At 59.2% G+C, this 532-nt stretch carries 1 protein-coding gene; it reads right to left on the bottom strand.

The features are described 5' to 3' along the window. The coding region (locus EXE42_RS16620; protein WP_137707023.1) for a DUF302 domain-containing protein at nucleotides 1–424 on the bottom strand (424 nt) is incomplete at its 3' end. Nucleotides 425–532 lie beyond the last annotated feature (108 nt).

Here is a 532-nt window from a genome sequence, read left to right as displayed (position 1 = left end):
CTATCGGCTCGCCTGTCTTCGTGACCAAGTCCTCTACAGCCTCGTCAGAGTCGGCTGGCGCGCAACCTAAGTCCCGTATCGCTTTTGTCGCTGAGACGTGATGGACGTGGACGCGGTCGTCCGCAGCGCGCTCGTAGACGGTCGTCGTACACGGTAACATACCGGCCAGGGTTGGATCGATCTGGAGGGCATCGTGTGCGATTTCTGGGTGACAGACCACAATTAGCGCGGTTCGCTCAACGTCGTCGTGTCCGAGCATACCCGCGATCATCTGATCGAGGCGAGTGACGCGTACCGTTTCAAAATCAGCCAGTTCATGTTCGATCTGGACGAAGGGGACGGCGTCCTCAAACGGCATGTCGAGAGTCGTATGAAGAGCCTCATCAGCCGTCGGTGTCGGTGATCGGGATGACGCGTCGCTCATGCGAGGTGCTCTCACGCCCGAATATAAATATCGAATCGCACCCTCGACAACTGCCGTTACCTCTGACGCGCCGTGCCCGTTGCCGGTCGGGACGGACTTATGACGCCG

The organism is Halorubrum sp. SP3, assembly GCF_005435195.1.
In the GTDB taxonomy this organism is placed as follows: domain Archaea; phylum Halobacteriota; class Halobacteria; order Halobacteriales; family Haloferacaceae; genus Halorubrum; species Halorubrum sodomense.
The sequence above is the reverse complement of the archived record's forward strand: the minus strand, read 5'-3'. Positions and strand labels throughout refer to the sequence as shown.